This is a genomic window from Micromonospora sp. LOL_025 (assembly GCF_048060285.1).
Lineage (GTDB): Bacteria > Actinomycetota > Actinomycetes > Mycobacteriales > Micromonosporaceae > Micromonospora.
The window spans coordinates 1-10,971 of sequence record NZ_JBHMIR010000021.1 but is presented as its reverse complement, the minus strand read 5'-3'; the positions used below and the strand labels follow the sequence as shown (position 1 = coordinate 10,971).

The following is a 10,971-nucleotide window of genomic DNA, read 5'->3' as shown; positions in this document are numbered from 1 at the left end:
TCACGCCTCCATGTTCGGCAGGATGGCCGGCAGCACCCCGGCCGCCGCGGCGATCGCGGCGGGGGTGGTGTCGAGGTGGTCCAGCAGCCCGTCGACGTACGAGACGTCGACCCGGACCTTCTGCACCCGGCCGTCGACGTCCCGCATGACGAATTCCCGGAAGCCGAGCCGGGTCGAACTGGTGGCGTCGGCGGTGGAGAGGGAGGCCAGGATGGCCTCGTAGCCGTCGTTGACCGGCACCCGCAGCAGGCGGAGCGCCTCGGAGGCGATCTCCGCGTCCTCGGCGATCCGGCCGACGAAGACGGTCGAGACCAGGTTCTGCACGTCCAGGCCGAGGATGTCCCGCGGATTCTGCGAGGCCACCAGCGCGGCGAGGTTCCACTTGCGGGAGTCGCGTGCGAGCCGGACCAGGAACGACCGCCCGGAGCGCCACCCCTCCATGAAGTGCGCCTCGTCCAGGCCGACGAGCTTCCGGGACGACATCGAGCCGCCGTAGCAGCGGCGTACGGCGAGCCGGTGCGCGGTGTGCAGCATCGGCAGGGCCAGCGCCTCCTCGGCGGACCAGTATTCCCGCTCGATCTTCAGGTCGGGCAGTCGCAGCCCGGCCATGGTGATCACGGTGAGCGCGGCGTCCGCGCCGAGCAGCCCCTCCGGCGGCCGGCCGAAGAAGAGCATGGCCAGCGGCATCTCGGCGGTGTCGAGCAGCAGGTTGGCCAGTTCCTTGCCGGCGTCGTCGTCGAGCTGGCTGAGGCAGGCGACCACGTCGTCCAGGGTGGAGGTCTCCTCCGCCGGCACCTGGCGTACGGCGTGCCGGAAGAGGGTGGCGGTGGACGCCTCCCGGGCGACCTGCGGGGGCACCAGCATCATGCAGATGTCCTGCACCAGCATCCGCCGCTCGGCGCGGGCGTTGGAGACCGCGATCTCGAACTCCCGGTCGCCCGAGGCCCCGGCGCCGAACTCGCTGCGCAGCGGCGTCGGGATGAGCGAGTACGGGGCCAGGGTGCCGTGCTCGGAGCCGGTCAGGTTCAGCACCCGCGCGTACGGCCGCAGTTCCGGCATGGCGCAGAGCCGGGCGAGCGGGCCGGACGGGTCGAGCAGCGTCACCTGGACCCCGCGTCGGGCCGCGAGGTAGCCGAGCGCGCCGAGCAGGGTGGACTTGCCGCCACCCGGTTCGGCGACGAATACGGCGAGCCCGGAGCGTTCGCGTACCTCCATCGGGAAGTGCAGGTCGAGGAAGACCGGCCGGCGGCAGGTGCCGGCGGTGCGTCCGATGAGGTCGCCGCGCCGGTCGCCGACGGTGGAGGCGGCCTGGGGGAGCGCGGCGGCGAGCAGGTTGACCGGCATCCGCCGGACGTAGCCGGTGTTGGCGATCGGCTCGCCGGGGATGAACTCGCGGGCCAGCCAGTCCTGGTTCTTCGGGTGTTGCAGCGAGATCCGCAGCTCGCGGGAGTAGAGCTGGATCAGCCGGCGGGCCCGCTCCAGGCACTCCTCGCGGTTGCGACCGCCGACGGCGATCCGGTGCCAGCCGTGCGCGCGGGCGGAGTCGACCGGCAGCCCGGTGGTCATCTCGTCGCCGATGACCAGGGCCCGCTTGGCCAGCCGCTCCAGCTCCGGCGGGGCGTCGATGCCGTGTTCCGCGTAGTCGAGCTGCTGGGAGCGGATCATCCGCAGCCGGTGCTCCAGGTTACGGAAGGAGTCGCCGGAGCCGAGGATGTCGACGCGGGTGGAGAGCTCCATCGGCCACGGCAGCCGCTCGTGGAAGTGCAGCCAGGGCTCGTGCCGCTCGGGGATCTCCAGCGGCTCCATCCGGCCGACCGCCAGCACGGCGACGTGCCGTTCCTCGCCGGTCATCCGGTTGACCAGCTTGACGGTCGAGCCGTACGGGGTGCGGTAGCGCTCGACCTGCTCGGTGAGGGCGAGCAGGTCGCCGCGTTCCCACTTGCCGTCGGTGAGCGGGGAGAGCTGCCCGGGCGGCGCCATGCAGAGCGCCACCGAGCGGTAGAGCAGCCACTCCAGTTCCTGCGCGGTGACCCGTCGACCGCGCATGCCGAACGCGCCCAGCACCTCGTCGAACTGCTCGACGGTGCGGCCGAGCTTGCGGCGCTCGCCCTCGGCCACGCCCCGGCCGAAGGTGCGCAGCAGCCGCTCGGTGAGCGAGTCGCCGAGGGAGCGCCGGGCGAAGGTGACGCCGAGGTAGGTCTGCCCCTCGGCGTGGTTGACCGAGAGCAGGTGCCGCTGCGCGGCCACGAGGTGGTCGCCCCAGCCGGCGGTGCCGGGCACGTCGGGCAGCGGCGAAGCGGTGTGCGCGTCGATGGTGCGGGCCCACTCGTCGGCCGGGAAGGGCCGGGTGGTGCGCCGCAGGTGCAGTCGGAAGCCGGCCAGCCCGGCGTACTGCTCTGAGATCGCCGAGAGCAGCGCCTCCCGTTCCGCGTCCGGCCGGAACGCCCAGCGCACCTCCGGCAGCCAGTACCAGGCGGTGACGGTGTTGGGGGTGAAGGTCAGGTGACCGGCGATCTCGGTGATGGCCAGCTCGACCGCCGGGTCCCGGTCCCCGAACTTGATCTTCGGCGGCTTGACCCGGGCGGGCTTGGTGGGCTGGCCGCGCCGGCCGGCGGAGCGTTGCCGCGGCGGCGCCACCTCCCGGCCGGCCCGCTCCGGCGGGCGTTCCCCGGTGCGACGGGACGCCGGCTCGGAAGCCGGGTCCGGCGCGGGTGGGTCGAGCGGTGCCGCCTGCTGGAGAGGTGCCGGGTGGGACGACGGCGGTGCCGCCGCGACGGGCGGCACGCCGGCCGTCGCGTCCTCCGCCCCCACCGGTGGGCGGAGCGTGGGCAGCCGGTCCCCGGACTGGTGCGGCACCCGGGACCTGACCGGTCGGGCGGGCGGCTCGTACGCGTCGGCCGAGGGCTGGTCGGCGGCCGGTGCGACCCCCGGGGACGTCCGGTGGGCCGCGTCGGCCGGGTGGCCGCTCCGGTAGGCGTCGGCCCCGTGGCCCGCCCGTGCGGGCGGCGGCAGGGGGGCGGCGGGAGCAGGCGGGAGCGCGGCCGGGGCCGGTGCGGCGGCCGGCTGCTGCCCGATGGCGGGTTGCCCGCCGGCCCGCTGCGGGGGCGCCGTCGGCCGGGTCGCGCCGGGGCGCGTACCGCCGAACAGGTCGAGGAAGGGTGAGTCGATGTCGGCGCTGTCGCCGGTGCCGGCGGGTTGCGGCTCGGCCGGCGGCGTGCGGCGTGGCGCAGGGCGGGGAGCCTGGAAGACACCCACGCCACCGTGCCCGGGTGTCGTCACCAGGGCCGGATCGAGGGCGACCTCGTCCACCTCGGGATCATCCGCGTAGTCGAACGACCGCGCACGGTTACCGTGCGGGACGGCCGGACGCCCTGCCGGGGAACCCGGCGTGGAACTGCGATTCATGCGACCGCCTCATCCGCGTCGTTCGACTGCCTGGTCGGGGTGCGACCGGTCATGCCAGTTCCTCCCGGATCCTGATCCGACTGCCGACCAGGCGGGGGTCCCGCTGCTCCGCGGCCGGCTCCCGGGTCCGCCGCCAGTCGGTCAGCGCGGTGCGGATCACCATGCGCGCGGGCCGGTCCGGGTCGACGTACCGGAAGATGAACGAGGTGCTCACGATGGCGAGCGCGATCTCCCAGGCGGGGAAGAGCTCGACCTGCAACGTGAACAGCCAGTGGATGAACATGTAGAGGGGAACGAGCAGCATGAACAGCCCGTACTGGGCGTACGGCAGGTGGACGGGAAGGGTGTAGCCGGGCGGCCCGAGGTAGACCAGGCGAGCCCGGTAGATGTCGTCGTCGGTGCGCAGCCGCATCTCGTGCCCGCGCCTATTCGAAGATCAGGTCGATCAGGTAGTCGCCGATGAAGAAGAGTGTGGCGGCTCCGGCGATGAAGGCGAGCCCGACGATCGCGATCGCCGAGCTGGTGAGGACCTTGGAGATCTCACCCCGGCTGGCGCGCCCGATGAAGATGACGCCCAGCACGGCCAGCAGGATCGGAGCGATCTTGCTGGCGAAGAACGTGACGACACCCTCGGTGTCGATCCCCTTGGGCGCAGGCTCGGCGAGTGGAGTCGACGCCAGGGCAGAGAGCGTGTGGGCGGCGGCGGACGTCGCCGTCTCCATCAGCTCGATGGCGATCACTGGAACCTCCCCAAGTCGCGGCCGGCGGCGCCGCGGTGGTGCAGTAGGCATGCCTGGCGGGAACGGTGCTCCCTGTGCGCAGCGTCGGCGACCCTGCGTTCGTTACCCACCACGGAGGGTGGTGAGCTTTGGGCGGATTCTCCCGCTTCGGCCCTCCCTCCAGGCTTCGCCATCTCGATGCCGGGCAGTTCCAAAGCGTACGGGCACCCACTGTTTGCGACAAGCCGCGAAGAGTCTGCCCGATCCGCCCCCGGCGACCGATCGTACACCCGTTCGAATGCGCATGTCATCGCCCTCGACCCGGCCCGCTCGGGGCGCTCCGCTCGACCGGTACCGTCTAGCCGTGACCGATCTGGTACGGGCCTCGACCCCGGTGGTGATGGGCGTCCTCAACGTCACGCCCGACTCCTTCTCCGACGGCGGACGGTACGCCGACCTCGATGCCGCCGTGGGACACGGCGTGCGGCTGCGGGCCGACGGCGCCCACCTGGTGGATGTCGGCGGCGAGTCCACCCGGCCGGGCTCCGACCGTGTCGACGCGGAGACCGAGACGGCCCGGGTGGTCCCCGTGATCCGGGAGCTGACCGCCGCCGGCGTGCCGGTCAGTATCGACACCACCCGCGCGCGGGTCGCCGAGGCGGCCCTCGCCGCCGGCGCGTCCGTGGTCAACGACGTCTCCGGCGGCCTCGCCGACCCCGACATGGCCCGGGTGGTCCGCGACGCCGGCTGCCCCTGGGTGCTCATGCACTGGCGCGGCCACTCCCGCGAGATGGGGGAGCTGGCCCGCTACGCCGACGTCGTCGCCGACGTGCGCGTCGAGCTGGGCCGCCGCGTCGACGAGGCGCTGCGGGCCGGGGTCGCCGCCGACCGCATCGTCGTCGACCCGGGGCTGGGCTTCGCCAAGACTGCCGCGCACAACTGGGAGCTGAGCAGGCACCTGTCCGAGCTGCTGGACCTGGGCTTCCCGCTGCTCTTCGCGTCCAGCCGCAAGTCGTACCTCGGGCGGCTGCTGGCCGGTCCCGACGGCACCCCCCGCCCCACGGACGGCCGCGACGTGGCCACCGTCGCCACCAGCCTGCTCGCGGTGGCGGCCGGCGCCTGGGGCGTACGCGTGCACGACGTCCGAGCCACCGTGGACGCCCTCGCCGTCTGGCAGGCCACCGGCGCGCCCCGCCTGGCACCCGCGTCCACCGGTGGGGCCCGGGCGGCCCACGCCGGCGCCGGACGGGCGGACCGCACCGCCGACCACGGAGGAGACCGATGACCGACCGGATCCAGCTGACCGGCCTGCGGGCGCACGGCCGGCACGGGGTGTACGACTTCGAGCGCGTCCAGGGCCAGGACTTCGTGGTCGACGCCGTCCTGGAGATGGACCTCGCCCCCGCGGCCCGCTCCGACGAGGTGGGCGACACCGTCCACTACGGCGAACTGGCCGAGCGGCTGGTCGCGGTGGTGACCGGCGAGCCGGTCAACCTGATCGAGACGCTCGCCGACCGGCTGCTGGCCGTCTGCCTGGCCGATCCCCGGGTCGAGGCCGCCACGGTCACCGTACACAAGCCGGAGGCGCCCGTCCCGCACGCCTTCACCGACGTGGCCGTGACGATGACGCGGCGGCGTGACCGGTGACCCGCGCCGTCCTCTCCCTGGGCAGCAACCTCGGTGACCGGCTCGCCCACCTGCGCTGCGCCGTCTCGGCGTTCGGCGACAGCGTGCTCCTGGTCTCCGGCGTCTACGAGACTCCACCCTGGGGGGACGCGGACCAGCCCGCGTACCTGAACGCCGTGCTGCTCGCCGAGGATCCGGCGGCGACCCCGTACGACTGGCTGGAGCGGGCCCGGGCGGCGGAGCGCGCCGCCGGGCGCACCCGCGACCCGCAGCGGCGTTTCGGGCCGCGCACCCTGGACGTGGACGTCATCGCCGTGTGGACCGACGGCGACGAGCCGGTGCTCAGCGACGACCCCGAGCTGACCCTGCCGCACCCCCGGGCCCACCTGCGGGCCTTCGTGCTGCGGCCGTGGATCGACCTCCAGCCGTACGGGCGGCTGCCCGGACACGGCTGGCTGACCGACCTGCTCAACACCTCTCCGGTGGCCGACGACGCGCTGGATCTGCGCCCCCGGCCGGATCTGGCGATAGAGTCGACGGCATGACCCAGTGGAGCCGGCCGGCATGACGCAGGCGCAGTCCCCGCGACCGGGCGGGACGGGCCCCGAGCGGTCCCGGATGGGCCCCACCCGGATCTCCACCCTGGTGGTGGCCGCCCTCGGCGCCGCCGCGGTGGCCTGGTTGCTGATCAGCACCCTCTACTACGACTACCTGCCCGAGCTGCCCTGGCTGCCGGTGGTCACCCTCGCCGCGCTGGCCGTGCTGGAGGCCTACGCCGCCGTCAACACGCGGGGGCGCATCGAGCGCAGGCCGGGCCGCGAGCCGGTCAACCCGCTGCTGGTGGCCCGGTTCGTGGTGCTGGCGAAGGCGTCCGCGTTGGCCGGCGCGATCTTCACCGGGTTCTACGCCGGGCTGACCGGCTGGCTCTTCGTGGAGCGCACCGACGCCGCGATGGACGACCGGCCGATCGCCGGCGCCGGCCTGCTCGCCGGGCTGGCGCTGGTGGCGGCGGCGCTCTGGCTGGAGCGCTCCTGCCGGGTTCCCGAGCAGGAGGACGACGAGGACCGCGAGCCCGGCGGCCGGGAGGGCCGCCCCGGCCCACGCTGATTCCGGGGGGTTACGCCCGGCCTCCCGCGCGGGTACGGTGCCTCCGACCGGAGAGCAACGCCGCCCCGGTCCGCCCGCGCGTCGGACCAGGCTGGACGGGCGGCCACGTGGGAGGCGGCGTCATGCGGTACGACGAACCGGGGCGTGAGCCGTCCCCCGAGCCCTCGTCCGGCATCCCCGCCTCCGTCCTGGAGAACGTCTTCGACGACCCCGCGCACGGCGAGCCCGGCCGCGACCGGTTCGCCGTCCACGTCGTCTGGGAGCTGCTGCTCCTGGCCGGGCTGGCCGTCCTGGCGTACCTGCTCTGGCGGGAGGACCCGGCCGTGCTGCGGGGCGACGGGCTGCGCTCCCTGCTCCTCGACGCGGTCGTGCTCGGGCTGCTGGCGCTGGCCGCCGGGCTGACCCTGCGTACCGCCGCCGTGAACCTGGCCGTCGGCCCCGTGGCGGTCGCCGCCGCGCTGCACGTCGCCGAGCAGGGCGACCGGGGCGTCAGCGCCGCCGCCGGCCCGGCCCTGCTGGTCGCCGCGCTGGGCGGGCTCGCCCTGGCGCTGGTCGTGGTGGTGCTGCACGTGCCCGGCTGGGCCGCGTCCCTCGCGGGCGCGGCCGGGGTGGTCGTGTACGTCGAACAGCGCTCGGCGTCGGTCCTGCCGCAGGGCGACTACGACCCGGAGCGCGGCGCCCTGCACCTCTTCGTCGGGTTCGCGGCCGTCGCGGTGCTCGGCGGCCTGTTCGGCTCGGTGCGGGCCGTCCGCCGGGTGGTCGGCCGGTTCCGTCCGGTCGTGGACCCCGCCCGCCGCCGGGGCGCCGTGGCGGCGGTGGTCACCTCCGGCGCGCTCGTCGGGTCCACGGTGCTGGCCGCGCTGGCCGGCATGCTGACGGCCAGCCGGGACACCGCCCCGGTCGTGCCGGACCCGGGGCTGGACTGGACGGTGCTCGCGGTCGGCCTGGCGCTGCTCGCCGGCACCAGCGCCTACGGCCGGCGGGGCGGCGTCTTCGGCACCCTGCTGGCGGTCTGCCTGGTCACGGTCTTCCTCGCGTACGCGCAGGCGAAGGGCTGGACGGTGAGCCGGTGGGCGGTCGGCGCGGCGGCGCTCGGCGTCGGGCTGCTGGTCACCCGGCTGGTCGAGGCGTACGGGCGGCCGGCGACCGGCGCGGCGGCGGAACCGGTCCCCGCCGGCGACGGCCGGATCGGCGCGGGCTGGACGGCGCCGCCGGCGGACCCGGTCGGCGACTGGCCGCCCGCCGTGCCGAGGCGGTCCCCCGAGAGCCCGGTGGACCCGTGGAGCGATCCCGGTTGGGAGACCGGCCCGCGTCGCTGGGACGCCGGCGAGCGGTGAGCCGGCGCCGCGTCCACCGGGCCGGGAGTGATCTCGCCGGTTAGGCTCGGCGGCATGACCGACACACCATCGACCTCCGCCGGCCCGTCGTTCGAGGAACTCGACGCGCTGTCCACCGAGGAGCTGCGGGAGCGGGCGTTCGCGGTCGCCCGGGAGCGCCGCGACGTGCGCTTCTTCTGGTCGGTGCTGCGGCACCTGCCGAACGCGGACGAGGCCGCCGTCCTCGACGGCGCGCCCAACTCGGTCGGGCCGACGATCGACGAGGCCGCGGCGCTGTGGCGCGAGCTGACCGGGCACGGCTACGAGGAGTCGGCGCCGCTGCTGCGGGCCGCGTTCATCGACTACCTGATGAAGCACCCGCGAGGGTGACGGCGACCGACGGCCCCGGTCAGGTTTGCCCCCCGGTGTCCGCCGGGAACTGATCCGATCATGGCGCTCACCAACCCGTCACGCACCGGCGGTCGCTACGGGACGGCGGCGGGCACGGGCGCACTCGCGGCGCTCCTCCTGGTCGCGGTCTGCGGCAGCCCGGCGTACGTCGGCTGGGCCGCCGGCACCGACCCGAACTCCGCCGGCGGCTGGTACCTGCAACTGCTCTCCTGGCCGGCGTGGCACTTCGACGGCGACGGGGCGACCGGCAACCTGCTCGTGGCGAACCTGCGGGCCGTGCTGCTGGTCATCCTCGCGGCGCTCTTCCTCTACCTGCTGCCCACCTCGCAGGTGGCTCGGGTGCAGGGGTCGGGGACGCAGTTCTTCTCCGGCTGGGCCGCGTACGTCCTGGCCAGCGGCTTCGCCTCGCTGCTCGCTGCCTTCCTCGGCCCGGAGCCGGCGCTGCTCACGGCGATCCAGGCGGGCGGCACCGGCGCGTCCTACGGATTCCTCGCCGGCTGGGTCATCGGCGCGGCGAGTCTCGGCGGTCGCGCCTGACCCGGCCGCGCCTCACCGCTCGGGCGCGCCCAGTTCGAGTAGCCGCTCCCGGCTGAGCACCCCGATCGGCCGCCCCCCGTCGGTCACCACGACCCGGTCCGCGGCCGAGGTCAGCAGCACCCCCAGCGCGTCGTACGCCGAGCCGCCGACCGGCATCGTCGGCAGCCCGGCCGCCCCGGTCTCCGGCAGCGGCTCGACGGACCCGCCGGTGACCGGGGTGACCGCGAGCCGGCGGATGCCCCGGTCGGCGCCCACGAACTCCCGGACGAAGGGCGTGGCGGGCGCGCCCAGCACGGCGGCCGGGGTGTCGAACTGCTCCAGGCGCCCGCCCTCGGAGAGCACCGCGATCCGGTCGCCGAGCCGGACCGCCTCGTCGAGGTCGTGGGTGACCAGCACGATGGTCTTGCGCACCTCGGCCTGCAACCGGAGGAACTCCTCCTGCAACCGGGTCCGCGCGATCGGGTCGACGGCGGAGAACGGCTCGTCCATCAGCAGCACCACCGGGTCGGCGGCCAGCGCCCGGGCCACCCCGACCCGCTGCCGCTGCCCGCCCGAGAGCTCGTGCGGGTAGCGGCGGCCGAACGTGGCCGGGTCGAGCCCGACCAATTCCAGCAGCTCGTCGACCCGGCGGCGGCTGCGCTGGCGGGGCCAGCCGAGCAGCCGGGGCACGGTGGCGACGTTGGCGCTGACCGTCTGGTGCGGAAAGAGCCCGACGTTCTGGATCACGTAGCCGATCCGGCGGCGCAGCCCGACCGGGTCGACCCGGGTGACGTCCTCGCCGCCGAGCAGGATCCGGCCGCCGGTCGGCTCGATGAGGCGGTTGACCATCCGGAGCACCGTGGACTTGCCGCAGCCCGACGGTCCGATCAGCACCGCCAGCTCGCCGGCTCTGATGTCCAGGCTCAGCTCGCGTACGGCCTCGGTGCCGTCCGGGTAGCGCTTGCGGATGCCCTCCAGCGTGATCGACGCCGCGCGCGGTTCGGCGGGGGCGGTGCCCTCCGGGGTAACGTCCACACATGTCCTTCCGCCTGAGCTACCGGGCCGACCCGGGTAACCCGTGGTTCTCCTGGCAGTACGTGCGGGACAACTCTGACACGATCCTCGCCGCCGTGCGGGAGCACGCCTCGCTGACCGCTCGCGCGGTGCTGATCGCCGCCCTGATCGCGCTGCCGCTGGCGGTGGCCGCGTACTGGTACCGCTCGCTCGCCGGGCCGGTCCTGGCCCTCACCGGGGTGCTCTACACGGTGCCGTCGCTGGCGCTCTTCGCGTTCGTCGCCCCCTACCTGGGCATCGGCGCGGCGACCGCGCTCAGCGTGGTGGTCCTCTACGCGCTGCTGGTGATCGTCCGCAACGCCGTCGCCGGGCTCAACCAGGTGCCCCCCGAGGTCCGCGAGGCGGCGGAGGGGATGGGCTACGGCCGCTGGGGCCGGCTGTTCCGGGTCGAGTTGCCGCTGGCCCTGCCGGGCATCCTCACCGGACTGCGGCTGGCGACCGTCTCCACGGTGGCCCTGGTGACCGTGGGCGTGGTGATCGGGCGCGGCGGCCTGGGGCAGCTGATCTTCGCCGGCTTCCAGAACAACTTCTACAAGGCGCAGATCATGACGGGGACGCTGCTCTGCGTCCTGCTCGCCCTGGTGCTCGACCTGGTCCTGGCCGGTGCGGGCAGGCTGCTGACCCCCTGGCTGAAGCGGGCCCGGTGAGCGCGAGGAACGCAGCGCAACGGAGTCCCGCAGTCGTGAGCGGAGGGTTGGCTCGGTGAGCGTGAGGAACGCAGCGCAGCGGAGTCCCGCAGTCGTGAGCGGAGGGTTGGCTCGGTGAGCGTGAGGAACGCAGCGCAGCGGAGTCCCGCA

At 74.6% G+C, this 10,971-nt stretch carries 12 protein-coding genes; 8 read left to right on the top strand and 4 right to left on the bottom strand.

Annotated elements, in window-relative coordinates:
* From ACFHW0_RS22770 to ACFHW0_RS22760, 3 genes are read right to left on the bottom strand one after another with little or no spacing between them, the layout of a single operon-like run.
* Positions 1-3,405 carry an ATP-binding protein gene (locus ACFHW0_RS22770; RefSeq protein ID WP_416610616.1) on the bottom strand — a complete coding sequence of 1,135 codons (3,405 nt, stop codon included), beginning with the start codon at positions 3,403-3,405 and terminating at the stop codon, positions 1-3.
* Positions 3,406-3,454: 49 nt separating this feature from the next.
* Entirely contained in the window at positions 3,455-3,817 is a 363-nt protein-coding gene (locus ACFHW0_RS22765) for a hypothetical protein (protein WP_089003089.1), read from the bottom strand.
* A gap of 13 nt (positions 3,818-3,830) precedes the next feature.
* Positions 3,831-4,145: a hypothetical protein gene (locus ACFHW0_RS22760; protein ID WP_121401588.1), complete on the bottom strand. Its 315-nt coding sequence runs from the start codon at positions 4,143-4,145 to the stop codon at positions 3,831-3,833.
* A gap of 343 nt (positions 4,146-4,488) precedes the next feature.
* On the opposite strand from ACFHW0_RS22760, the gene folP reads away from it, so the two are divergent.
* The 7 genes from folP to ACFHW0_RS22725 all read left to right on the top strand — a co-directional run bounded on the left by folP (position 4,489) and on the right by ACFHW0_RS22725 (position 9,121).
* Positions 4,489-5,409 carry a dihydropteroate synthase gene (folP, locus tag ACFHW0_RS22755; protein WP_416610613.1) on the top strand — a complete coding sequence of 307 codons (921 nt, stop codon included), beginning with the start codon at positions 4,489-4,491 and terminating at the stop codon, positions 5,407-5,409.
* On the top strand, positions 5,406-5,771 hold the full coding sequence (gene folB / locus ACFHW0_RS22750) for a dihydroneopterin aldolase (protein ID WP_121401586.1): 366 nt from the start codon (positions 5,406-5,408) through the stop codon (positions 5,769-5,771). The genes folP and folB overlap by 4 nt, the downstream gene beginning before the upstream one ends.
* Entirely contained in the window at positions 5,768-6,295 is a 528-nt protein-coding gene (folK, locus tag ACFHW0_RS22745) for a 2-amino-4-hydroxy-6-hydroxymethyldihydropteridine diphosphokinase (RefSeq protein ID WP_416610611.1), read from the top strand. The genes folB and folK overlap by 4 nt, the downstream gene beginning before the upstream one ends.
* A 19-nt stretch (positions 6,296-6,314) precedes the next feature.
* A complete protein-coding gene (locus ACFHW0_RS22740; RefSeq protein WP_121401747.1) occupies positions 6,315-6,857 on the top strand; it encodes a DUF3180 domain-containing protein in 543 nt (180 codons plus the stop codon).
* Positions 6,858-6,979: 122 nt separating this feature from the next.
* Positions 6,980-8,194, top strand: coding sequence for an ABC transporter permease (locus ACFHW0_RS22735; protein ID WP_416610609.1), 1,215 nt, complete (start codon positions 6,980-6,982; stop codon positions 8,192-8,194).
* Between the two features lie 54 nt (positions 8,195-8,248).
* Positions 8,249-8,563, top strand: a complete 315-nt coding sequence (locus ACFHW0_RS22730) for a hypothetical protein (protein ID WP_416610607.1) — start codon at positions 8,249-8,251, stop codon at positions 8,561-8,563.
* Positions 8,564-8,623: 60 nt separating this feature from the next.
* On the top strand, positions 8,624-9,121 hold the full coding sequence (locus ACFHW0_RS22725) for a hypothetical protein (RefSeq protein ID WP_416610605.1): 498 nt from the start codon (positions 8,624-8,626) through the stop codon (positions 9,119-9,121).
* Between the two features lie 12 nt (positions 9,122-9,133).
* Here the strand turns inward: ACFHW0_RS22725 and ACFHW0_RS22720 are convergent, their stop codons facing one another.
* Positions 9,134-10,135 carry an ABC transporter ATP-binding protein gene (locus ACFHW0_RS22720; protein ID WP_416610603.1) on the bottom strand — a complete coding sequence of 334 codons (1,002 nt, stop codon included), beginning with the start codon at positions 10,133-10,135 and terminating at the stop codon, positions 9,134-9,136.
* A gap of 2 nt (positions 10,136-10,137) precedes the next feature.
* Between ACFHW0_RS22720 and ACFHW0_RS22715 the strand changes: the two genes are divergently transcribed.
* On the top strand, positions 10,138-10,821 hold the full coding sequence (locus ACFHW0_RS22715; RefSeq protein ID WP_311413184.1) for an ABC transporter permease: 684 nt from the start codon (positions 10,138-10,140) through the stop codon (positions 10,819-10,821).
* The last annotated feature ends 150 nt before the right edge of the window (positions 10,822-10,971 follow it).